This window comes from Chitinophaga jiangningensis, assembly GCF_900142605.1.
GTDB classification, from domain to species: Bacteria; Bacteroidota; Bacteroidia; order Chitinophagales; family Chitinophagaceae; genus Chitinophaga; species Chitinophaga jiangningensis.
The window spans coordinates 313,255-335,685 of sequence record NZ_FRBL01000005.1 but is presented as its reverse complement, the minus strand read 5'-3'; the positions used below and the strand labels follow the sequence as shown (position 1 = coordinate 335,685).

The following is a 22,431-nucleotide window of genomic DNA, read 5'->3' as shown; positions in this document are numbered from 1 at the left end:
TATAAAAATTTACATACGTATTTTACTTATAATAAATAATTTAATGTGATGTTTTTATAATTGCAGTAGCAACTGTTACGCCCATTTTAGAAATTTGTTAACGTTCCCATAATATTCATATAACTAATTAAATATTAACTAGTTAGTATTCATAATTGCGCCCATATCTCCCCATATATTCTAAAAAATAATAATTAATATTATAATTATTTATTATTTGATTAGAACTGACTCAATATTTAGCCCCTAAATTCAAATAATTCTATTTTTAAGCCCTTCTATTTGATGTTTTAAATTTCACACCTACTTTTATTTAAGAAATTTAAAATCAAATGCTATGATGAAAAAATCGTTTCAAGACTACCTACCCTTTATTTTTTTAGCGGTAGTTGCCGTAATCGGGATTTTTATTCCCACGCTCCCCTCTTATTCCGATGCCAGTAAATATAGCACAGCAGATATCGCCTGGATTCTGGTAGCATCTTCACTGGTATTCTTAATGACTCCGGGATTATCCTTCTTCTATGGCGGTATGGTTAATAGAAAGAACGTAATCTCCACAATGATGCAAAGCTTCATTGCCACCGGCCTTATCAGCGTTGTTTGGGTAGTTGTCGGTTTTAGTCTGGCATTTGGTAAGTCCCACGGAGGACTGATTGGTGACCCCACCACTTTCTTTATGTTTAATAATGTAGGCAGCGGCGAACCATGGAGCCTCGCCCCTACCATTCCTCTCCTGCTGTTCGCCCTCTTCCAGATGAAGTTTGCGATCATCACCCCTGCACTGGTAGTGGGTGCGGTAGCAGAAAGAATCCGTTTTACCTCCTATGTATTGTTTATGGTGCTGTTCAGCATCCTGGTGTACGCTCCAATTGCACACTGGACCTGGCATCCGGATGGTATCCTGTTTAAGTTAGGGGTACTCGACTTTGCCGGTGGTACGGTAGTACACATTTCTGCTGGTTGCGCGGCCCTCGCTGGTGCAATTGTACTGAAACGCAGAAAAGATCATATTGAAAAGAAAGAATTACAGCCTGCAAATATTCCTTTTGTACTCCTGGGTACCGGTTTGCTCTGGTTTGGCTGGTTCGGTTTCAACGCCGGTTCCGCACTGGGCGCTAACCAACTCGCAGCCACCGCATTCGCTACCACTAACACTGCCACTGCTGCTGCCGGATTATCCTGGGTATTCTTTGATGTGGTGCGTGGTCGCAAGCCCTCAGCCCTCGGTTTCTGTATCGGTGCTGTAGTTGGTCTGGTGGCCATCACACCTGCCGCAGGTTATGTTGCTATCCCACAAAGTATATTCATCGGATTTGTTGCCGCAATCATCTCCAACATGATGGTGCATTGGAAATCCAAAACCAGCATCGACGATACCCTCGACGTATTCCCTTGCCATGGTGTAGGTGGTATGGTAGGTATGCTCCTGACCGGCGTTTTCGCTACCAAAGCTATGAACAGCGCTGGTAACGACGGTTGGTTCTATGGCAACTTCGACCTGTTCAAAAACCAGGCACTCGGTCTGTTCCTCGTAGTAGCTTACAGCTTCGCAGTATCCTACGGCATCTTCAAAGTGATCGACTGGGTTCACCCGCTGCGTGTTAGCGACGACGAAGAGTCACTCGGCCTCGATGCTACACAGCACAACGAAAGCTATCATCCTGCAATGATGACCGTCGACACAGAAGGTGATCTGAAGGAAGAAGCAGAACTGGCGCACTCCTGAACAGCGCGCCCCTTTAACATAGCAAATGAATTAAAGTTCTTTGATCTGGACCTTTATCAACTGTATTAATAGCTGTTCGTTTACCCGAACACGTTAGAAGACCCTGGAATGGATAGTTAACGCAGGAAGCCGACAACGGTGGAACTGCCTGCAACCGGCTTCGTTAACTATCCGTTCCTAACTAGCTATCGCATGCACGTTACTTACTGAGTATGTAGAAGTTACCTGAACCCGCGCAAAGTACGCACGCACCCCCAAAACAACGCAGAAAAGGCAGCATATACGTCTTACCATTTTATCAACCAAATTCATACGTAAATGAAACGAATGCTTACCACCTTATTCGCGACTGGCAGCTTATTGTCTGCATATGCACAAACATCGACAGATACTACCACCGTCCCTGCTTTTAAATTGTCCGGTTCCGCGGATGTATATTATAAGTATAACCTGAATGGTAACTATACGGATAATAAAACCAGCTTTACCAACTCCCACAACTCCTTTGAGCTGGGCATGGTTTCGCTGAAAGCAGAGCACAGCTTTAAAAAAGGTAGTATCGTTGCCGACCTCGGTTTTGGACGTCGTGCCGGAGAATTTTCCTACAATGATGTACCCGGCTCCACCAACGGCTTATCAATGGCCATCAAACAATTGTATGTGTCCTATCAGGTAACTGATAAAATTAAATTGAGTCTCGGTAGCTACGGCACACACGTAGGCTACGAACTGGTAGATGCTTATCTGAACAGGAACTATAGCATGAGTTATATGTTCAGCTACGGTCCTTTCTTCCATACAGGTGTGAAGGCGGATGTGGCTTTAAGCTCTTCCCTCTCCGCCATGGTGGGTGTTTTTAATCCAACCGACCTGAAATCTGTTACTTTAAACAGCCATAAATATATAGGTGCACAACTGGGCTGGGCGCCGGCAGAAACTCCGGTGAAGTTATACCTGAACTACCTCGAAGGAAGAGATACCAGCGGCATTCAGAACCACCAGGTAGACGTAGTGGCTACTTACCAGGTAACCGAAAAATTCGGACTAGGCTATAACGGTACCTATAGTACCTATCTCGATACCAAAATAAAAGGCGAAGCCAACGCAAGCGCCAATTGGTGGGGATCTGCCCTGTACATCAATGCCGATTTCACTGATAAATTCGGCCTTACGCTCAGGGGAGAATATTTCAGTGACAAAGACGCACTCAAAGTATATGCTGCATCTCCGGAAGGAGGAAATATAGTAGCCGGTACCCTGTCATTTAATTATAAGATAGGAAACCTTACTTTAATACCAGAATTCAGACTGGATAAGTCTTCTGTTGACCTCTTCAATAAAAAGGATGGCACTGCCACCACCACTACCGCAAACGTATTATTTGCTGCAACATACCATTTTTAACACCTGATAAGGATTACAACGCTGAATACTGCTTTATGAGAATCGACCCTGCGGGTGCTTAGGCAGCCTGCAGGGTTTCCCCATTGCCACCGGAACAGGATGCACTTCTTCGTAACAATTATTATCTTGGGGAAAATTAATTCCGGATAAATGTTACAGTCTTCCACGTTAAAGTTTCTGCGGACTTTAAAACAACATAATACCAAACCCTGGTTCGATGATCACCGGCAGGAGTACGAAACTGCCAAAGATGACTTCGAAACACTGGTACAGCAGGTAATCGATGGTGTTCAAAAACAGGATCCCACCCTGGCCGGCCTTCAGGTAAAAGATTGTGTGTTCAGGATCTATAAAGATGTTAGGTTCTCAAAAGATAAGACCCCTTACAAAACGAATATGGGAGCTGCTTTCCAGCAGGGCGGTAAAAAATCCCCGCTGGCAGGATATTATTTTCACCTGGAACCGGGCGGAAATAGTTTTGCCGGGGGCGGCCTGTGGATGCCTCCCGCTCCGGTACTGAAAAAGGTACGACAGGAAATTGATTACAATTTCGACGAATTCGAAAGTATCATTTCCAATAAAGAGTTTATTAAACATTTTGGGAAGGTAGAAGGGGAATCCCTGAAAACAGCACCGCAGGGCTATCAGCCGGATAATCCGGCTATTGCCTATCTCAGACTAAAAAGTCTGGTGGTAACCCGTTCCCTTTCAGACGATGCTGTTGTACAGCCCGCGCTGGTACGAGATATACTCAAAACATTTTCCCTGATGCAACCGCTGCTGCAATTTATTAACCGGGCTATGGACTGATCCAGCCCGGTTTTAATTACGTAAAAGTCAGCAATTCATAAACCTTTAGTTTTTGTGGATGAGGAACTCAAAAGGTCGCGCTTTCCTGTTTTTCAGGAGATCTTCCTTGTCAGTTCTGGTGTGTGCAAATTTCTGATTGTAAACATTGGCCACTTCTATAATTGGAATGATGCCGTCCAATGTATCCTGCTGATCAACAATGTTCATGATCCTGGATACCTGGGAGGAAAAGTTAGTGCTCCACTCTTCGGTAAACTTGTGCATTAACAAAAGCTCACGATTGGTGTTGGTTTTCATAGGACTTAAGGGTGTTTTCGTTAGACAATAGCGAAAAAGTTCACACGCGCTCTAAAATCGGACTACTCAGAATCAGTTTAGCTGGCATAGGATTATTAATTCCAAAATTGAATTTTATCTACCACAAATCAATACTACTTCCGTGTAATTTTTACACGTGCAAAGTTATGTTATTATAAAATGGATAAAAAAAAGCAAGCGATAATTCGCTTGCTTTTAATATGTTACAGATTAAACTTCGTTTATCCGTTACCGGTACTATGTTACTGCTGTTATATTACGGGAATTGCATAGCACAACAGTATGATTATAACCAATTCTTAGCCATCAGGAACTCTGCGATCTGAACAGCGTTAGTGGCAGCACCTTTTCTGAGGTTATCCGCTACTATCCACATGTTTACCGTTTTAGGCTGTGTTTCATCCCTGCGGATACGTCCTACAAAAACTTCGTCTTTGTCGTGGGCATCCTTAGGCATTGGGTATTCCGCTTTGGAAGGATTGTCAACCACAATCACACCAGGCGTTTTAGCCAGCAGGTTGCGGATGTCTGCCAATTCGTATTCCTTATCAAACTCGATGTTTACTGCTTCACTATGACCGCCCATTACAGGAATTCGTACAGTGGTTGCCGTTACCTGGATCTGGTCGTCGCCCATGATCTTTTTGGTTTCGTTGGTCATTTTCATTTCCTCTTTCGTATAGCCGTTGTCGAGAAATACGTCGATCTGAGGAATAACGTTCAGGTCAATAGGGTAAGCATATGCCATTTCACCCTGGATACCCTGCCTTTCGTTCATTAACTGGTTTACCGCTTTTACGCCGGTACCGGTTACTGACTGATAGGTAGATACTACTACCCTCTTGATTTTATATTGCTCGTGCAGTGGCTTTAACACCAGCACCATCTGAATGGTAGAGCAGTTAGGGTTTGCAATGATTTTGTCCTCAGGAGTCAGTGCATCACCATTCACTTCAGGCACCACCAGTTTTTTGGTTGGGTCCATTCTCCAGGCACTGGAGTTATCGATAACAGTGATACCTGCTGCAGCAAACTTAGGCGCCCACTCCAGGGAAGTGCTGCCACCAGCAGAGAAGATAGCTACATTTGGTTTCATGGCAATTGCCGTATCTGCACTAACCACCTTATAGCCCTTGCCCTTAAATGTTACTTCCTTACCTACTGACTTCTCAGAAGCCACTGGAATCAATTCTGTGACAGGGAAATTCCTTTCTGTCAACACTTGTAACATTTTTGAGCCTACCAGTCCGGTAGCTCCTACTACGGCAACTTTCATTTTATTTTACATTTTAATTTTTAGGAAGGTCAAAATTAATATATCGCTGGCTCTTTTCATAATCTCTGTCATGTTTTTATCAGCCGTTAACATCTGCTAAAGGAATAGCATCTTAAACACGCGTAATTTCATTCTCTCTTTAAATATTTTTATTATGTTTTTAACCCTTGTTTGTCATGCATTGGTCATGCGTGCAGCATCACTGATGGCAGCAGATACCATATATCCCCACATTCATGAAATAGTGATTCATGAAATCATGGCTAAACCTACACCGGCAAAGGGCCTGCCCCCCATTGAATACCTGGAGTTACTAAACCGGACCAAAGAAGCCATCAACCTGAAAGATTGTATCCTGAAAGTAAACAGCCGGGAAGTAATCCTGCCCGCAGTAACATTGCCGCCGGAGGAACTGGGATTGCTATGCCAGCAAACGGCGGTGGACAGCTTTCCGCATGCCACTATTATCCCCATTGCCAGATGGCCCGCTATTGCAGATGATACAGGCGTCATCGTATTATATACTCCCAGGCGGGAAGTTATACATGCAGTTTCGTATAACCGTTCCTGGTATAATCATCCGGCAAAAGACGACGGAGGCTACAGCCTTGAAATGATCAACGACGCGATCCCCTGTGCCGGAAAGTCCAATTGGCGCGCCAGCACCGCAGCCGCAGGCGGTACCCCTGGAAATATCAATGCGGCCGCGGCGGACTGGGATGAGCAACTCCGGCCTGATCTCCTGTACAGCAGCATACCCGATAGCATTCATACCCAGCTTGTATTTGCCATTCCACTGGATAGTAGCACAGCGGCCATTCCGTCCTGTTACGAACTTACTGAAACCGGCTCAGGCAGGGTACTCCATGCCAGTCGCGTTACCGTTATACCGCCCTTGTTTACCAGGGTATTGGTGGAATGGGAGACGGCAATGCTGCCTTCGGAAAAATATTATCTCCATACAAAAAAGCTCATCAGCTGTACCGGCATGGAAAGCCTGCAATTCACCGATTTGCCGCTGGCCATGCCCACGCCGGCTGACACTGGCCAGTTACTGTTTAGTGAGATACTCTTTGACCCGGACAAAGATATCCCGGGGTTTATTGAAATTGTGAATAAAGGCAATCACGCAATAGACCTCCAGCAGCTCGTTTTCAGGAATATACGGGGAGATGCAGGCGCCGATCCGGCCAAAAGGCTGAGTAACGATCACCGTATCCTTTTACCGGGCCAGTGCCTGGCTTTTACCGCTAATGCCATGGCGCTTTGCAACAGGTATGGCTGCACGCAGCCAAGAGGCATAACGGAAATAAACATGCCGGCCACCTACGTAGCAGGTGGTCAGTTACTCCTGAGTTCCACAGACTCGGTGGAGCAGGACCTCCTGAAATACAACGCTGACTGGCATTTCCGCTTATTACACGACGGCGAAGGGATCTCACTGGCAAGGATTAGTTTTGAGCACCCCGCAGCAAAGGCGGATAACTGGACTTCCACCCCATCCAACGACGGGTTCGCCACCCCCGGATGGATAAGGGAAGTGCCGGCTGGCCGCCCGGAAGAACTAAATTTCAGCAACTTAACACCTTTTTTTACCCCGGAATCAGCCGGGGGAAGCCAGGTGGCCAAATGTAGTCTTGAACTGGGAAAGCAGCAGTGGATGGGGACTGTCGGTATATACGACATAACAGGCAAGCCTATACGCACGCTGGTAAAGAATATGCTGCTTTCCGGCACCGCTTCCTGGACCTGGGACGGATGTGATGAAAAAAAAGTACTTTTGCCGGCAGGTGTTTATATATTTTTAATCGAAATATTTAACCTCAAAGGTCAAACCCGGCGCTGGAAAGAGCCGGTAATTCTGGCCAGAAATTTTCATTAACAAGGTCTGGTGACAAGGATGCCGCTTAACGGTAAATTTGTCAGCGGGCAATCTATTAGAATTATTTATATTTGCGCTTCCTAAAAATTTGAACATGCAGTACAGAGAAATTGTTGCAGTAACCGGATTGGGCGGTTTGTTTCAGTTAATGGCCAGCAAACAAGATGGCGCCATCGTTAGGTCACTGGAAGATAAAAGCACTAGGTTTGTGTCTTCCCGCGTGCATAATTTTACTCCACTGGAAAGTATTGAAGTTTTTACCACCGGCGAAAACGTAAACCTGGCAGAAGTTTTCAAAGCGATGGACGAAAAAGCTGCAGCCTTCCCTCCACTGGATGCGAAAGCTGATAACAATACTATCAAAGCCTATTTCAAGAATGTATACCCTGACTTCGACGAAGAAAGAGTATATGTGAGCGATATGAAAAAAATGGTGAAATGGTTTACCATCCTGAAAGCCAACGACCTGCTGAAATTTGAAGAAATTCTGGCAGAAGAAGGTGAAGAAGAAGCTGTAGTGGAAGAAGCTCCGGCTCCTGCTAAGGAGAAAAAAACCAAAGCAGCCGCAGCTGCACCTGCTGAAGCTACCGAAGTAGCCGAAGAGGAAAAACCTAAAAAACCTCGCGCTAAAAAAGCTGCTAAAGCAGAAGGCGAAGAGGCTGAAGGGGAAGAAAAACCTAAAAAAGCTGCGAAAGCGAAAAAAGAAGAAGCTGCTGAAGGTGAAGAGCCTAAAAAAGCTGCTAAACCACGCAAAAAGAAAACCGAAGAGTAATCTCCGGATTTTAACATAACTATTATTCCAGGCTGCCCTCGGGAAGCCTGGAATTTTTTATTTTAGTAAGATGAAGAATTTAAGCGCAGATATAAAGAAAACACCCCGTCACTTTCTCCCGGAAGATTTTAAAGTGACCACCTGGGAAGCACTGCAGCCCTACTACGATGAACTGCAGCAACGCCCCGTTAATAACGTAGCCGAACTGGAAAAATGGCTCAAAGACATCAATGAACTCGAAGCTGTTATCAGTGAAGATGCCTGCTGGCGTCAGATCCGCATGACATGCGACACTACCGATAAATCGCTCGAGGAAGCATTCGCATTCTTCTGCATGGAAATACAACCCAAAATGCAGCCCTATGCAGATGCTATCAATAAAAAACTGCTGGCCAGCCCCTATCTCAAAGAACTGGACCAGGACCTTTACAAAACGTATCTCCGGAATGTAGATAAGCAGGTGAAACTCTTCCGCGAAGAGAATATCCCGCTGCACGCTGAACTGAGCGTTACCGCTCAGCAATACGGCGCCATCTCCGGCAAACAAACCGTAACCGTTAACGGTCAGGAATACACGCTGCAACAGGCTGCTAAGTTTCTGCAGAGCAGCGACAGAGCACTCCGCGAAGAAGTATTTGTAAAAACCTGCGAACGCCGCCTCCAGGACCGCGAAGCCCTCGACAAACTTTACACTGAACTGGTAGGTAAGCGCGACCTGGTAGCTAAAAACGCCGGCTACGCCAACTACCGCGATTATAAATTCGTGGAGCTCGGCCGCTTCGATTACACCAAGGAAGATTGCTTCCAGTTTCATGACGCCGTGAAATCACATATCGTACCCCTGGTAAAAGACATCCTCGAACACCAGCGCCAAAAGCTGGAACTGGATACGCTCCGCCCATGGGATACCGATGCTGAACCAGCCGGTATAAAACCGCTGGAGCCATTCCATACCGGCGATGAGCTGGTGGATAAAGCCACCAAAACCTTCGATGAACTCGGTCCTTTCTTTGGCAACTGCCTCCGGGTAATGAAACAAATGAAACACCTGGACCTCGAAAGTCGCAAAGGCAAAGCACCAGGCGGTTACAACTGCCCGCTGGCCGAAACCGGCGTGCCATTCATTTTCATGAATGCTGCCGGCCAAATGCGCGACCTCACCACCATGGTACACGAAGGTGGCCATGCGGTACACTCCTTCCTGGCACATAACCTACCCCTGGCAGCTTTCAAGGAATATCCGATGGAAATTGCAGAAGTGGCCAGTATGAGCATGGAACTGTTTACCATGGATCACTGGCATATTTTCTTCGATAACGAAGAAGAACTGCGTCGGGCTAAACGCCAGCAACTGGAACGTTCTATCACCATCTTCCCGTGGATTGCCATCATCGATAAATTCCAGCACTGGGTATACGAAAATCCAAATCACAGTGTGGAAGAACGCACAGCGAAATGGAACGAAATTCAGGATGAATTCTCGCCTAACGTAGTGGATTGGAGCGGCCTGGAAGCATTCCGTGCTACGGCCTGGCAACGCCAGCTCCACCTGTTCGAAGTACCATTCTATTATATTGAATACGGTATCGCACAGCTGGGCGCCATCGCTATGTGGAAACAATACAAAGAAAATCCACAGCAGGCGCTGGACAATTATGTGGCAGCTTTAAGCCTGGGTGGTACCAAAACGCTGCCGGAACTCTATAAAGCAGCCGGAATCAAATTCGACTTCTCTCCGGCCTATGTAAAAGACCTGGCAGATTTTGTAAAACAGGAAATGGATAAACTCTAAATAGGAAAGCCGGTCCCCTGGGACCGGCTTATTTCACAAACAAATTAATAGATAATATCTTAAGCCTACACGCTTATTTACAGGTTTTGCAAACCCCGCTCACCACTACTTCCACATTATGCATCGCATAGCCTTTAGGTAAGCTGATTTCGGGTATGTTCGTTTCATCCAGGCAGGTGGTGTTGCCACAACTCTCACACTTGAAGTGCACATGATGATCATGGTGATCATGCTCCGTACATTCCGATTTACATACTGCATAACGCACAGATGTGTCAGTTGTTGGAATCTTATGTATAATTCCTTTATCAAGAAAAGTTTGCAGGGTACGGTATACCGTTACTCTGTCAAACGATTGACCTGTTTGTGTTTCAATATCACTGTGTTCAAGCGCGCCGTTGCTTTTCATGAACAGCTCCAGGATTTTTACCCTGGTTTCTGTCACGCTCAGCTTACTATCCTTTAGCAGCGCAGTGATCCTTTCTGTTATTTGCTGTTTGGTGCCCATAAATCAGGAGCTTTATTCATTCATTAATCGGTCTATATCAACGATTAGTTTTTGTACATCTTTCTCTTTAGTGCCTTCGTACAGGCCGCGAATTCGTCCAACTTTATCCACCAGGGCAAACCATTGGGTATGAACGAAATCTTCGTCGCCACCGGGAGTGCCGTCATCTACCAGGTAACCCTGGCGGGCCAGGCGGTAAAGTTGCTTTTTATCACCGGTCAGGAACCACCAGTTTTTGCTGTCGGCGCCATGCTTCGCAGCATAGGTTTTCAGTACTGGTACGCTGTCGTGCTCCGGGTCTACAGTATGTGAAAGTATCAGAAAATCCGGTTTATCCTTATATTCCTTATAAACTTTCTCCATATTGGCATTCATTTTTGGGCAGATACCGGTGCAGGTGGTGAAAAAATATTCAGCCACATAAATTTTTCCCTTCACATCGGCCTGGGTTCTGGTATTTCCCTCCTGGTCGGTAAAGGAGAACCCCGGTACTGTGTGGCCTGCTGTACCAAGTACGGGCAGTTTTTCCACTCCGAAAAATGTACCTTTCTCGCCTTTGATCACATACCCTGCATAGCCCAGAAACGCTATACTCAATACCACAAAGAATATTACCAAGCCTTTTGTTTTCTTTGACATAGCCTTTTCTTCTAAAGTTTGTTCAATATACAAAGGTAGCACATACTTAACAGATGCCCATATTCCATGTTAACTGCCTGCTGTTTTTAACAAAATCTCAAAAAAAAGAAAATAAAATGCAACTCTGTTGCAAAAATATGATATTTTTGTCGGGTAGAAATAATTTAAGAGATGATAGACCGACTTTTTTCCAGGTTAAACCTGGATGTGCTGGGCATTGGCACCTCGGTGCTCTGCGCGGTACATTGCGCGCTGTTACCGCTGCTTATTTCGGCGCTCCCATTACTGGGGCTGCATTTTACCGGGCATGGCCTGCTGGAGTACTGCCTGCTCTCCGTTTCTTTCCTGGCAGGTTGCCTGGCATTGGGGCGCGGATTCTGGTATCGCCACCGCTGGGTGTTGCCATTACTATTGTTCGGGATCGGCTTCGTGTGTCTGGTTGCAGGTCATTTTATTCCCTTATTTCATGCATACGAAGGTTGGATCATTGCCCTGGGTGCGGGATTGCTCGTTGCCGCGCATTGGTTGAACATTCGTCATACTCATCCTAAAGTTCCTTCATCCGCCGCTACGGCCAACTAAAAAACTTACATATGAATAAATTACCGGTAACGGTGCTGAGTGGCTTCCTCGGCGCAGGGAAAACTACTGTCCTTAACCATGTGTTGCACAACCGCGAAGGCCTGAAAGTAGCGGTGATCGTCAACGATATGAGTGAAGTAAATATCGATGCGCAACTGGTGAAAAATGAGCAGGTGCTGCATAAAACTGAAGAAAAGTTAGTAGAACTAAGCAACGGCTGCATTTGCTGTACACTGCGCGAAGACCTGCTGAAGGAAGTGGAAAAATTAGCCGCCGAAAATAAATTTGATTACCTGCTGATCGAATCCACCGGCATTTCTGAACCTATTCCGGTGGCACAAACATTCTGCTACCAGGATGAAGCCAATGGTATTGATCTGAGTGCTGTCAGTCGCCTGGATACCATGGTAACGGTAGTGGATGCATATAATTTTCTGAACGACTTCAGCAGCGTGGAACGCTTGCAGGATAAAGGGCTCACAGAGGAGGATGACGGCCGTACTATTGTGAATTTATTGACTGACCAGGTAGAGTTTGCGGATGTGATCCTGCTGAACAAGTGCGATCTCGTGAGTGCTGAAAAGTTAGGCGTCCTCTCTGCAATGATTCGCAAGCTAAATGCAAATGCAAAAATTATTCAAACCATAAAAGGGGAAGTACCCTTGCCGGAAATTCTGGATACCAGGCGATTCGACTTTGAAACCACCAGCCAAAGTGCAGGCTGGCAGGCCGAGCTGGAATCGGAACACACTCCGGAAACACTCGAGTATGGTATCTCTTCTTTCGTATTCAGAAGCCGAAAGCCTTTTCACCCGGAGCGCTTCTGGCATTATATCCAGCAGCAGTGGCCTGGTAACGTGATCCGTTCCAAAGGACTTTTCTGGCTGGCCTCACGGCCGCAGGTAGCCGTAAACTGGAGTCAGGCAGGAGGTTCCGTGCGTGCGGATAAAGCCGGTTACTGGTGGTGTGCGATCCCACGGCAGCGGTGGCAGGTAGACGAGGAAACCATGCAACTGATCACCGACCGATGGGATAATCGTTTTGCAGACAGGTATAATGAATTGGTAATCATCGGGCAGTTTATGGACCGGCAAGTGATTGAAAATGAGCTGGAAGCCTGCCTCTGTACGGAACGGGAAATATCGGCCTACTTACAGGGTGAGTCCTTCAAAGACCCTTTTTTAATCTATTGATTTAGGTTGGTCTAAAAAATAATTCAAGTACATTTAAATTGTTCAATATAGATTTGTAAAAAATTAGCTTCGGAAGTCTAAATATTTGTTACTATCCAATCCCCTGTTTTTAAAAATGATAATATGATCTGAAGATGAAAAGATTTTTTACTGTTCTGTACCTGCAATTATTGACTGTACTGGCATTTGGTCAGCAAGCAACTGTAAAAGGAAAAATTACTGCTGCCGGAAAACCTTTGCAATACGCTACAATCGCTATACCTGCCCTTCATACCGGTACCGTTACCGATAAAGAAGGCAACTACAAACTCGCCATCAAATCGGGAACATGGGATGTAACCGTTTCCATGATGGGATATCAGCCCCAAACATTTACGCATACTTTTGCCGGCACGATTGAAACGCTGGCGGAAATCAAGCTGACAGAAGACCTTTCCCGACTGGATGAAGTAGTGGTGACGGGTGTTTCACGTAATACCATTGCCCGCAAAAATCCGGTGCCTATTGCCATTATTGGAAAGAAGGAAATGGTTTCACAGGTAAATACCAACCTGATTGACGCCATCGTGCGGGGCGTTCCCGGCATCAGCGCCGTTACCACCGGCCCCAACATCTCCAAACCTTTCATCCGTGGACTAGGCTACAACCGTGTACTCACGCTCTACGACGGACTACGCCAGGAAGGCCAGCAATGGGGCGATGAGCACGGAATCGAAATTGACCAGTACGGTGTATCGCGGGCCGAAGTGGTGAAAGGTCCTGCAAGTCTTACCTACGGTTCCGATGCCCTGGCAGGGGTTATTAACATTATCCCGGAAGTGCCGGCAGGGCCACAGGGAAAGCTGAAAGGGAACTTTCTCACGGACTATCAGTCCAACAACGGCCTTATAGGATCTTCGCTGGGGTTGTCGCTGCAGCATAATGACTGGAAGTATGCCTTGCGCGGCACCATCCGAACCGCACATAATTATCGCAACGCCGTAGACGGATATGTATACGGTACTGCATTCCGGGAATCAAATCTCTCCGCATTAGCCCACCTGGACAAAAAATGGGGTTACTCACACTGGGGAGCCACGCTCTACGATAACCTGCAGGAAATCCCTGACGGCAGCCGTGACTCTCTCACCAGAAAATTTACCCGCCAGGTAAAGGAAGGCGATGAGGATGATATTCGCAACAGGCCGGTGGTACCGGAGTCGGAGCTGAAAACATATACACTCAATCCACTGCATCAGCACATTCAGCATTATCGCCTCTATAACCGCAGTATGCTCAAACTGGGTGGCGGAGAACTCACCGGAACGCTTGGTTACCAGCAAAGTATCCGGCGGGAGTATAATCATCCGGTGTATACCTCACAGGCAGGGCTATACGTAGTACTAAACACCCTCAACTACGATCTGCGCTACAATCTCCCGGCGATAGCCGGGGTAGAAACTTCAGTTGGTGTAAATGGAATGTACCAGGTGAATAAAAGTAAGGATGCCACCGATTTCCCGATTCCTGATTATAACCTTTTTGATATCGGCGGGTTTTTGTTTGCCAGGAAAACTTTTGGGAAGATAGATATCTCCGGCGGTATCCGGTACGACCTGCGGACTATCCACTGGAGCGACTTCTATGTAGGGGAGGATAAAACTACCGGTTTCGGCTACCATGCTACCGATACTACCGGCGCCACCCTGCAGTTCCCTGCATTCAGTAAGCAATACACCGGTATTTCCGGTAGCCTGGGTATTACCTATAATATTAGTGAGCGGATTTTAGTGAAGGGGAATATCGCCCGCGGTTACCGCGCTCCTAATATCACGGAGATCGGCTCCAACGGCCTGGATCCGGGCGCACATATTGTGTACCTGGGTAACCGCAGCTTCGAGCCGGAGTTTAGCCTGCAACAGGATCTTGGTTTCCTGGCCTATCTGCCAGACCTTGACCTGAGTGTGGAGTTATTCAATAATAATATTCAGAACTATATCTATCAGGCACGACTATACGATGCCAACGGCGATCCGGTAGTGATTGTTCCGGGGAATGTGACCTATAGTTATCAGCAGTCCAAGGCACGCCTGTTTGGTGCGGAAGCCACCGTGAACCTGCATCCCCGCCGCTGGGCATGGTTTAGCTGGAATAACAGTATCGCCTATACGGAGGGCCGGAATAAAAACAAGGCCCTGATTGATCAGCATGGTGCAACGGCTAAATATTTGCCGCTAATACCACCCATGCATATACGTTCTGACTTAAAAATCACGGTTCCAGACTGGAAGTGCTTCCGCAAAGCCTATATCCGGGGAGGTGTGGATGTATACGCTGCCCAATCCCGCTTTTATGGTGTGGATGATACCGAAACTTATACGCCTGGCTATACCTTGTTGAACCTGGGTGTAGGGGCTACCATAGAAAATAAAAAGGACAAGCCTTTATTTGAATTGTATGTGCAGGCGGATAACCTGCTGGACAAGGCCTACCAGTCCGGCCTTAACAGGCTGAAGTATTTTGAATACTACAGTGCATCGCCTAACGGCAGGTCAGGTATATATAATATGGGTAGAAATATAAGTATGAAAGTGATAGTGCCCTTTTAACGGGCCAGGTTCAGTCCGATCTTTATACCCAGATGAAGACTCGGTAAAACACTTACCAGTCGGCCATCGTTTATCTGTACGCCATTGTTTTCCACGCCGTGGAAGGTGGTGTACTGGTAAACTTTGCCACGAATGCCCAGACCGAGAAACGGATCGAGGATCAGTTTGTCTTTTCTGAACTGGCGGCCCACTAACAGCTGTATGCCGTAAACGTCCTTTGTGGCGTTGTTGGTATAGCCGGTACCGTTAATGGTAACGTCTTCATTGGGGTAAAATACTTTTTTATAGAGAAGAATGGGTTCAAAGTAAGTACCGGCTGCACGTGCAGGAGCAAGTTCCCGGGAGATCAGGTACAGTTTAACGCCTGCCCTGAAACCGAGCCCGCGGCCGTCAACAAATTGTTCTGTGCTGATATCTGGTTTTTTCTGGCCGAAGTCGATTTTTTTGGTGAGTACGTAATCGGGGTAATCTGTATAGATTCCACTGATACCCAGTTCGATACTGAGTTTTCCTGATATTTCCTGTTCCAGGTAAATATCCAGTTCATTAATCAGGGTGGTTGGATTTACCTTCAGGTATGTATTCCGGTGGAAGCGTTTATCTTCCTGAGCAAAGGAAGTGAGGACGGAGGATACTAACAGACATATTAACAGTAGCGTCTTTTTCATACAGTTGAAGGGTTAGAAAGGAGCTGGTGAGCTCCTTTTATTTTTCCAATAATCGTTCCACAATTAGCGGAAACCACTGATGTTCCAGCACCTGCACTTTCTTAGCGAGGGTCTCCGGGGTATCATCTGAGGTGATCACGCATCGTTCCTGTAAGATGGGTGCGCCATCATCATATTTTTCATTTACGAAATGGATGGTGATACCACTTTCTTTTTCTCCGGCGGCAATAACGGCTTCGTGAACAAAGTGGCCGTACATCCCTTTACCTCCGTATTTAGGGAGGAGGGCCGGGTGGATATTAATAATCCTGTCCGGGAAGGCCTGCACCAGGTTGGCCGGGATTTTCCAGAGGAACCCCGCCAGCACAATCAGGTCTATATTATTTTCCTGTAGCTGTTTCACGTAGGTGTCGCCGCGGAAAAATGCTTCTTTTTCTATAATAATGGAAGGGATACCTTCTTTTTCGGCTATCTGCAATACGCCGGCTCCGGGTTTATTACATACGATCAGAGATACTTTGCCTTTGGTGGAGTTTCTCAGGTGATCAATTATCTTCTGTGCGTTGCTTCCTGCGCCTGAGGCGAATATGGCGATATTTTTCAATGTTACGATGTTTGAAACCAGGTGCAAAAGTAGTACTTGCTATTTAATAAACTCGCCACAGCCGGAATATGTTTTGTCGCCCACCTCCAATTGTACGGTGTTGGGGCGCAGGTAACCGCTCATATCATCGGCGCAGGTGGTAGGTCTTATATTAATGGTGATCCCCTTGCCTTTATATACTTTCAGCGTGTCGGTATTGATTGACAGTCCCGGCAGCGGGGTGTAGATGCTGTCGCCCCCCACTGTTTTGAACCGGATATTCTTTTTGTCGAGCTCGAGGGACCAGAATGGTTCGTTCCCGTTAGCGTAGAAGGTCACGCCCTGTGTTTTTTTATCGGCGAGGAGCGTGCGGCGGTCTCCTCCTTCTACGGGTTTCAGTATATAATTGCTGGCGAGCATGCCTTCGATGCGCTTGCCGGCCTTGTCGAGCAAGATAAGTTTATGTTCGGATGCCACGAAGGACACGCTGTCGTTTTTCTTCACCAGCATGGCGATGGAGTCGTTAATCGCCCGCCAGGTACCTGTTTCTACCGTGGCTATATTTTCTCCCCTGCCCTGGTAGGCGGTCAGTTCGCTGTAGGTGGAGTCGTCATACAGGGAGATCTGGTAGTCAATTCCGGGGCAGTCGGCGCAAGGGAGGGTACCCTGGTAGGTGCCGGCCAGTTTTGTGGTTTGTCCGGGGGCAGCCTTATTTATTCTGATAGAGTCCTGTTGTTCCCGGGCAGCGTTATTGTTATTACAGGCGGCGAAAGCCAGTGCCAGAGTGGGTAAGAATAGTAGTCCGCGCATGGGTAATTTTTTAAGGGTATTAATGAACATTATGGTAAGGTGGCAGGTTATTAAGGTAAAATTACGGTACCCGGTTCAAAAATCGACGGAGGAGCTTATATATATTATTGTACAGCGAACCAGGATATAGGGGGTTATTATAGAATTCCAATCTGCATATATTATTATTATAACCCCATGAAACCTCATACCATATTATATATGCGTGAGGTTTAGTCAGAAGAGTCAAATCCCCTAATAAATTAATAACATCGGGCAGGATCTGTAACAGGGGACTGTAGAATTAGCCAGCAGCGAGAGTTTTGGAGTATCTGAGGCTCGGAAAATAGGAAAAAATTGGCATTATTTACGGCAATTATTTTTTTTATTTGTTGGTAAATTGTCAACATTCTGTCTTATTTTTGCTGGCACTTTTAAGAAACTTTAGGTCAAATCTAAACTATATAGGCTGTGTATCGTCGTGTTTCCATTCTTTTGCGCAAGCATTTTGTGAGTGTGCTTATTCTATGCGCTAGTATAGTAATTCCGTTTTCTTCCGTTAAAGCTGCGGATCCTAACGCTGGTAAAGCACTGTTCCAACAGAATTGCGCCTCATGTCACAATGTCTTCAAAAAGGTGACAGGTCCTGCACTTGAAGGTGTGGAGGGCAGATGGGCAGATAAGAAATTACTGCACCAATGGATTCGTAACTCAGCGTCAGTTATTGCTTCTGGCGACAAGTATGCGAACGATCTGTTCAATTCTTACGGTAAGCAGGCCATGCCGGCTTTTGCCTCTTTCAGTGATGCTGATATCGACAACATCCTGGAGTATATTAAAACCGCTAAACCTCCTAAAAAACCAGGTGACGCAAATGAGCAAACATCCGGTGCTGGTGGTGAGTCAAGCGATAATAGCCTCCTCTTTGGCATTATTACCCTGATCCTGGCAGTGGTAGCGCTGATCCTCATGCAAATCAACAGCAACCTGAACAAGTTGGCTGGTGATAAAGAAGGGGTTGCTACTCCTGAACCGGTTCCTTTCTACAAAAACAAAGCTTACATCGCGCTGGGTATCCTGGTGTTATTCATGGTAGGTGGTTACTTCACTATCCAAGGCGCTATCGGCCTGGGTCGTCAGAAAGACTATATGCCTGAGCAGCCGATTTTCTACAGCCACAAAGTACACGCTGGCATCAACCAGATCAACTGTCTGTACTGCCACGCTGGTGCTGAGAAATCCAAGCATGCGATGATTCCTTCCGAAAACATCTGTATGAACTGCCACAAGTCAATTAACTCTTACTCTGGCCCTGAGCTGTTTACAGCTGAAGGCAAGAAAGTTGACGGTACTGCAGAGATTCACAAATTATACGATTACGTAGGATGGGATGCTGAAGCTGGTAAATATACCAAGCCTGGCCGTCCTATTGAGTGGACTAAAATCCACAATCTGCCTGACCACGTTTACTTCAACCACTCCCAACACGTGGTGGCTGGTAAGCAACAGTGTCAAACCTGCCATGGTGCTATCACCGAAATGGATGAAGTTCATCAGTTCGCGGACCTGTCTATGGGCTGGTGTATCAACTGTCACCGTACTACTAAAGTGCAGTTCGCTGACAACAGCTATTACAGCATCTTCGAAAAACTCCATCAGGATGTTAAAGATGGTAAAATCGATAGCGTAACCGTTGAAATGGTAGGTGGTACAGATTGTCAAAAATGTCACTACTAGGATGGATTTGGAGATATTAAATCTCAGATCAGAAGAATATCAAATTTTATAAACGTAACTCGTTAATATAACATGGAGCAAAAAAAGTATTGGAAAGGCTTGGAGGAGTTGCACAATACCGAAGCGCATCAGGAAATTGTGAAGAACGAATTCAGTGAAGAACTGCCGTTTGAGAGTGAAAGCCTGTTGAATGCTACTACCCCTCGCAGGGACTTCCTTAAATACCTCGGATTCACTACTGCCGCTGCTACTATCGCAGCCAGCTGTGAAACACCTATAAAGAAAGCTATACCTTATGTGAACAAACCTGAAGAGATCACTCCGGGTGTAGCTAACTATTATGCTTCTTCCTACACAATTGATGGTGAGTTCCTGCCATTGCTGGTTAAAACCCGCGAAGGCCGTCCTATCAAAATTGAAGGAAATACACTGTCTACCATCACGGGTGGTTCTACCACTGCTAAAGCACAGGGTGCTGTACTGAGCCTTTACGATACGGCTCGTCTGCGTTTCCCTACTATCGGCGGTAACGAAACAACCTGGACTGAGCTGGACAAACAGGTTGCCGGTGCGCTGGCAGGCCTGGGAGGTGCTCCTGTAGTAGTTCTCAGCTCTACCCTGCTGAGCCCTACCTCTAAAAAAGTAATAGGTGAGTTCCTGGCGAAATATCCTGGCTCCCGTCATGTGGTTTACGATGCAGTTTCTTACTCCGGTATGCTGGCTGCAAACGAAGCTTCCTACGGTAAAAGAGTAATTCCAAGCTACCGCTTCGAAAATGCCTGGACCGTAGTGAGCCTTGGCGCCGATTTCCTCGGTACCTGGTTAAACCCTGCTGAATTCGCAAAAGGATTCGCTGCTACCCGTAAGATCAATGCTAAGAACCCTGAAATGTCCAAACATTTCGCTTTCGAAAGCACCATGAGCCTTACCGGTGCAAACGCGGATTACCGTTATACTCACAAACCATCAGAAGCCGGTGCTGTAGCCCTGGCCCTGCTGGCAGCTGTAGGTGGCAGCGTAACTGCTCCTACCCTGGATCCTAAAGTAGCTGAAGGTGTTAAAAAAGCAGCGGCCTCTCTGAAAGCTAACGCTGGTAAAGCACTGGTAGTTTCAGGTTCCAACGATGTAAACGTACAGATCATCGTTAACGCCATCAACAACGCGATTGGTGCTAACGGTACTACCATCGACCTCGCTAACCCTAGCAACTACCGCCAGGGTAACGACGTGGAAATGGCTAAACTGGTAAGCGATATGAACGCAGGCGCTATCGGCGGTCTGATTGTTTATGGTGCTAACCCTGCTTACGACTACTTCGACGCAGCTAAATTCTCTGAAGGTCTGAAAAAAGTGAAACTCTCCGTTTCCTTCAACGACCGCGTAGACGAAACAACTGAACTCTGCAAATATGTAGCTCCTGATCATCACTTCCTCGAAAGCTGGAATGATGCAGAAGCTAAACCTGGTTATTACAGCTTCACCCAGCCTACTATCAGCCCGCTGTTCAAAACACGTGCTGCACAGGATTCTCTCCTGACCTGGGCTGGTAACACCACTCCTTGGGTTGATTACCTGAGAAACGAGTGGGTAGCTAAACTGGGTGGCATCGAAGCATGGGATAAAGCACTGCAGGACGGTGTAATTGAACCTGCTACTGCTCCTGCTATCGGTGGTGCAGCCTTCGCCGGTGATGTTGCCGGAGCCGCTTCTAAAATCAGCAGCGCTAAGAAAGGTGGTAAACTGGAGCTGGTACTCTACGAAAAAGTAGCTATCGGTAACGGCCGCCTCGCCAACAACCCATGGTTACAAGAAATGCCTGATCCAATCACGCGTTCTACCTGGGATAACTACGCATGTATCTCCAACACCCTGGCTAAAACTTTCTCTACTCAGCTGGGTGATGACTACGAAATCAATCTCGGTAAAAAAGTACTGAAAATAAAAGCGAACGGTAAAGAAGTGGAACTGCCACTGCTGATCGTTCCTGGTATTCACCCTGAAGTAATTGCCATCGCAGTAGGTTACGGCCGTAGCGAAAAAACTGGTAAAGCAGCAGGTGGTATCGGTAAAAACGCTTACATCTTCTCCAGCTTCAACGGTACCTCTGTTGATTTCTTCGCTCCTGAAGTGACAGCGGAAGCTACCGGTGCTAAATACGATGTGGCACTGACCCAAACGCACAACAGCTACGAAGGTCGCCCTATCGTTAAAGAAACTACACTCGAAGAGTTCAAAAAGAACCCGCACGAAGTAAATGAAGACAGAGCAGAACTGCAGAAATTCGGTAAAGATTTCCGCAAAGATGCTACCCTGTATCACAACTACGAATATCCTGGTATTAAATGGGGTATGTCCATCGACCTGAACACCTGCTTCGGTTGTGGTGCATGTACCATCGCTTGTCAGGCTGAAAATAACGTTTCCGTTGTAGGTAAGGAAGAAGTAGGTAAGGCGCATGAAATGCACTGGATCCGCATCGACCGTTACTTCTCCGGTGACGAAAACAATCCGGAAGTAGTATTCCAGCCAATGCTGTGTCAGCACTGCGACAACGCTCCTTGTGAAAACGTTTGTCCGGTAGGTGCTACCAACCACAGCAACGAAGGTATCAACCAGATGGCGTATAACCGTTGCATTGGTACCCGTTATTGCGCTAACAACTGTCCATACAAAGTACGTCGCCTCAACTGGAGAGACTGGAACGGTGCGGACAGCTTCGAAAACAACCTGTACGATGTGGCAGATATGAACGATAACCTGACACGCATGGTGCTGAACCCGGATGTAGTGGTTCGTAGCCGTGGTGTGATGGAAAAATGTTCCTTCTGCGTACAGCGTCTGCAGGATGCTAAACTGTCTGCTAAGAAAGAAGGTCGTCCGGTTAAAGATGGCGAAGCTAAAACAGCATGTCAGCAAGCTTGCGCGGCCGATGCAATTGTATTCGGTAACGTAAATGATAAGAGCAGCGCTATCTACAAGATCCGTAACGAGGAACAGACAGAGAGAATGTACTATGTGCTGGAAGAAACTCACACATTACCTTCTATCAACTACCTGGCTAAGATCAGAAACAAGGACGCTGAACCTAAAGCAGAAAAAGAAGCTGCTCACAAGGAAGAAGCGCACCACGCGTAAGATCTTAACAGGAAATCGTTAAGAGG

At 46.6% G+C, this 22,431-nt stretch carries 18 protein-coding genes; 11 read left to right on the top strand and 7 right to left on the bottom strand.

What is annotated here, in order from left to right; all coding sequences use genetic code 11:
- Positions 1-337 precede the first annotated feature (337 nt).
- From BUB18_RS14320 to BUB18_RS14310, 3 genes are all read left to right on the top strand, one after another.
- Positions 338-1,729, top strand: coding sequence for an ammonium transporter (locus BUB18_RS14320; RefSeq protein WP_073082116.1), 1,392 nt, complete (start codon positions 338-340; stop codon positions 1,727-1,729).
- 318 nt (positions 1,730-2,047) lie between these two features.
- The gene (locus BUB18_RS14315; RefSeq protein ID WP_073082113.1) at positions 2,048-3,133 is read left to right on the top strand and encodes a porin; all 1,086 of its coding nucleotides are present in this window, start codon (positions 2,048-2,050) and stop codon (positions 3,131-3,133) included.
- A 150-nt stretch (positions 3,134-3,283) separates the two neighbouring features.
- On the top strand, positions 3,284-3,943 hold the full coding sequence (locus tag BUB18_RS14310; protein ID WP_073082111.1) for a DUF2461 domain-containing protein: 660 nt from the start codon (positions 3,284-3,286) through the stop codon (positions 3,941-3,943).
- A 45-nt stretch (positions 3,944-3,988) separates the two neighbouring features.
- Here BUB18_RS14310 and BUB18_RS14305 read toward each other — a convergent pair whose 3' ends face one another.
- Complete coding sequence (locus BUB18_RS14305; RefSeq protein ID WP_073082109.1) at positions 3,989-4,240, bottom strand: hypothetical protein; 252 nt, start codon at positions 4,238-4,240, stop codon at positions 3,989-3,991.
- 307 nt (positions 4,241-4,547) lie between these two features.
- Positions 4,548-5,537: an aspartate-semialdehyde dehydrogenase gene (locus BUB18_RS14300; RefSeq protein ID WP_073082107.1), complete on the bottom strand. Its 990-nt coding sequence runs from the start codon at positions 5,535-5,537 to the stop codon at positions 4,548-4,550.
- Between the two features lie 154 nt (positions 5,538-5,691).
- Between BUB18_RS14300 and BUB18_RS14295 the strand changes: the two genes are divergently transcribed.
- From BUB18_RS14295 to BUB18_RS14285, 3 genes are all read left to right on the top strand, one after another.
- Positions 5,692-7,419: a hypothetical protein gene (locus tag BUB18_RS14295; RefSeq protein WP_143159949.1), complete on the top strand. Its 1,728-nt coding sequence runs from the start codon at positions 5,692-5,694 to the stop codon at positions 7,417-7,419.
- 94 nt (positions 7,420-7,513) lie between these two features.
- Positions 7,514-8,191 carry a DUF5606 family protein gene (locus BUB18_RS14290; RefSeq protein ID WP_073082103.1) on the top strand — a complete coding sequence of 226 codons (678 nt, stop codon included), beginning with the start codon at positions 7,514-7,516 and terminating at the stop codon, positions 8,189-8,191.
- Positions 8,192-8,261: 70 nt separating this feature from the next.
- Positions 8,262-9,983, top strand: a complete 1,722-nt coding sequence (locus BUB18_RS14285; RefSeq protein ID WP_073082102.1) for a M3 family oligoendopeptidase — start codon at positions 8,262-8,264, stop codon at positions 9,981-9,983.
- Positions 9,984-10,056: 73 nt separating this feature from the next.
- Here the strand turns inward: BUB18_RS14285 and BUB18_RS14280 are convergent, their stop codons facing one another.
- Together BUB18_RS14280 and BUB18_RS14275 are read right to left on the bottom strand one after the other, a co-directional pair.
- A complete protein-coding gene (locus tag BUB18_RS14280) occupies positions 10,057-10,491 on the bottom strand; it encodes a Fur family transcriptional regulator (protein ID WP_073082100.1) in 435 nt (144 codons plus the stop codon).
- 12 nt (positions 10,492-10,503) lie between these two features.
- Complete coding sequence (locus BUB18_RS14275; protein ID WP_073082098.1) at positions 10,504-11,130, bottom strand: SCO family protein; 627 nt, start codon at positions 11,128-11,130, stop codon at positions 10,504-10,506.
- A 171-nt stretch (positions 11,131-11,301) separates the two neighbouring features.
- Between BUB18_RS14275 and BUB18_RS14270 the strand changes: the two genes are divergently transcribed.
- The 3 genes from BUB18_RS14270 to BUB18_RS14260 all read left to right on the top strand — a co-directional run bounded on the left by BUB18_RS14270 (position 11,302) and on the right by BUB18_RS14260 (position 15,493).
- Positions 11,302-11,712 (top strand): MerC domain-containing protein, encoded by a 411-nt coding sequence (locus BUB18_RS14270; protein WP_073082096.1) that lies wholly within the window; start codon positions 11,302-11,304, stop codon positions 11,710-11,712.
- A gap of 11 nt (positions 11,713-11,723) precedes the next feature.
- A complete protein-coding gene (locus BUB18_RS14265) occupies positions 11,724-12,905 on the top strand; it encodes a GTP-binding protein (protein ID WP_073082093.1) in 1,182 nt (393 codons plus the stop codon).
- Positions 12,906-13,039: 134 nt separating this feature from the next.
- Positions 13,040-15,493: a TonB-dependent receptor gene (locus BUB18_RS14260; protein WP_073082090.1), complete on the top strand. Its 2,454-nt coding sequence runs from the start codon at positions 13,040-13,042 to the stop codon at positions 15,491-15,493.
- On the opposite strand, the gene BUB18_RS14255 is transcribed toward BUB18_RS14260, so the two are convergent.
- Genes BUB18_RS14255 through BUB18_RS14245 form a run of 3 tightly spaced genes read right to left on the bottom strand, consistent with a single transcriptional unit; the run spans position 15,490 to position 17,554 of the window.
- The gene (locus tag BUB18_RS14255; protein WP_073082087.1) at positions 15,490-16,161 is read right to left on the bottom strand and encodes a hypothetical protein; all 672 of its coding nucleotides are present in this window, start codon (positions 16,159-16,161) and stop codon (positions 15,490-15,492) included. The two genes, BUB18_RS14260 and BUB18_RS14255, sit on opposite strands and share 4 nt — an antisense overlap.
- Positions 16,162-16,198: 37 nt before the next feature.
- On the bottom strand, positions 16,199-16,765 hold the full coding sequence (gene purN / locus BUB18_RS14250; RefSeq protein ID WP_073082084.1) for a phosphoribosylglycinamide formyltransferase: 567 nt from the start codon (positions 16,763-16,765) through the stop codon (positions 16,199-16,201).
- Positions 16,766-16,804: 39 nt separating this feature from the next.
- The gene (locus BUB18_RS14245; RefSeq protein WP_178372143.1) at positions 16,805-17,554 is read right to left on the bottom strand and encodes a copper resistance protein NlpE N-terminal domain-containing protein; all 750 of its coding nucleotides are present in this window, start codon (positions 17,552-17,554) and stop codon (positions 16,805-16,807) included.
- Positions 17,555-18,004: 450 nt separating this feature from the next.
- On the opposite strand from BUB18_RS14245, the gene BUB18_RS14240 reads away from it, so the two are divergent.
- Both BUB18_RS14240 and BUB18_RS14235 read left to right on the top strand, forming a co-directional pair.
- A complete protein-coding gene (locus BUB18_RS14240) occupies positions 18,005-19,270 on the top strand; it encodes a c-type cytochrome (protein WP_394333096.1) in 1,266 nt (421 codons plus the stop codon).
- Positions 19,271-19,342: 72 nt separating this feature from the next.
- The gene (locus tag BUB18_RS14235) at positions 19,343-22,405 is read left to right on the top strand and encodes a TAT-variant-translocated molybdopterin oxidoreductase (RefSeq protein ID WP_073082078.1); all 3,063 of its coding nucleotides are present in this window, start codon (positions 19,343-19,345) and stop codon (positions 22,403-22,405) included.
- Positions 22,406-22,431: the final 26 nt, after the last annotated feature.

What these genes read in the sequence shown, in the direction of transcription:
- BUB18_RS14275 (WP_073082098.1), bottom strand. Translation starts at nt 11,130, where the DNA reads ATGTCAAAGAAAACAAAAGGCTTGGTAATATTCTTTGTGGTATTGAGT.
- BUB18_RS14300 (WP_073082107.1), bottom strand. Translation starts at nt 5,537, where the DNA reads ATGAAAGTTGCCGTAGTAGGAGCTACCGGACTGGTAGGCTCAAAAATG.
- BUB18_RS14270 (WP_073082096.1), top strand. Translation starts at nt 11,302, where the DNA reads ATGATAGACCGACTTTTTTCCAGGTTAAACCTGGATGTGCTGGGCATT.
- BUB18_RS14320 (WP_073082116.1), top strand. Translation starts at nt 338, where the DNA reads ATGATGAAAAAATCGTTTCAAGACTACCTACCCTTTATTTTTTTAGCG.
- BUB18_RS14295 (WP_143159949.1), top strand. Translation starts at nt 5,692, where the DNA reads ATGTTTTTAACCCTTGTTTGTCATGCATTGGTCATGCGTGCAGCATCA.
- BUB18_RS14290 (WP_073082103.1), top strand. Translation starts at nt 7,514, where the DNA reads ATGCAGTACAGAGAAATTGTTGCAGTAACCGGATTGGGCGGTTTGTTT.
- BUB18_RS14280 (WP_073082100.1), bottom strand. Translation starts at nt 10,491, where the DNA reads ATGGGCACCAAACAGCAAATAACAGAAAGGATCACTGCGCTGCTAAAG.
- BUB18_RS14265 (WP_073082093.1), top strand. Translation starts at nt 11,724, where the DNA reads ATGAATAAATTACCGGTAACGGTGCTGAGTGGCTTCCTCGGCGCAGGG.
- BUB18_RS14305 (WP_073082109.1), bottom strand. Translation starts at nt 4,240, where the DNA reads ATGAAAACCAACACCAATCGTGAGCTTTTGTTAATGCACAAGTTTACC.
- BUB18_RS14285 (WP_073082102.1), top strand. Translation starts at nt 8,262, where the DNA reads ATGAAGAATTTAAGCGCAGATATAAAGAAAACACCCCGTCACTTTCTC.
- BUB18_RS14235 (WP_073082078.1), top strand. Translation starts at nt 19,343, where the DNA reads ATGGAGCAAAAAAAGTATTGGAAAGGCTTGGAGGAGTTGCACAATACC.
- BUB18_RS14315 (WP_073082113.1), top strand. Translation starts at nt 2,048, where the DNA reads ATGAAACGAATGCTTACCACCTTATTCGCGACTGGCAGCTTATTGTCT.
- BUB18_RS14255 (WP_073082087.1), bottom strand. Translation starts at nt 16,161, where the DNA reads ATGAAAAAGACGCTACTGTTAATATGTCTGTTAGTATCCTCCGTCCTC.
- BUB18_RS14310 (WP_073082111.1), top strand. Translation starts at nt 3,284, where the DNA reads ATGTTACAGTCTTCCACGTTAAAGTTTCTGCGGACTTTAAAACAACAT.
- BUB18_RS14245 (WP_178372143.1), bottom strand. Translation starts at nt 17,554, where the DNA reads ATGCGCGGACTACTATTCTTACCCACTCTGGCACTGGCTTTCGCCGCC.
- BUB18_RS14260 (WP_073082090.1), top strand. Translation starts at nt 13,040, where the DNA reads ATGAAAAGATTTTTTACTGTTCTGTACCTGCAATTATTGACTGTACTG.